The sequence below is a fragment of the Proteus sp. FME41 genome (assembly GCF_014897315.1).
Taxonomy (GTDB): domain Bacteria; phylum Pseudomonadota; class Gammaproteobacteria; order Enterobacterales; family Enterobacteriaceae; genus Proteus.
In genome coordinates, this window is record NZ_JABUYL010000081.1 from 1 (window position 1) to 305 (window position 305).

At 42.3% G+C, this 305-nt stretch carries 1 tRNA gene; it reads right to left on the reverse strand.

What is annotated here, in order from left to right:
- Positions 1 to 148 precede the first annotated feature (148 nt).
- A tRNA-Glu gene (locus tag INT04_RS19255) sits at positions 149 to 224 on the reverse strand.
- Between the last annotated feature and the right edge of the window lie 81 nt (positions 225 to 305).

Below are 305 nucleotides of genomic sequence, written 5' to 3' on the forward strand. Positions count from 1 at the left end.
GTGATATATTGATTTGTTTTCAATTTTTCAGCTTGTTCCAGATTGTTAAAGAGCATAAATAGTTAAAATAACTTGTTAAAATTATCTTAACTATTCTCTGATTTTCATCAGACATAGTGTGGTACGCCTTTCACTCATACCGCGCAATTGGCGTCCCCTAGGGGATTCGAACCCCTGTTACCGCCGTGAAAGGGCGGTGTCCTAGGCCTCTAGACGAAGGGGACTCTTGTCAGCTTCGCAGACGCGCTTTTGCTCGTTCTTCATCAGACAATCTGTGTGAGCACTACACATAACACGTATCTTTT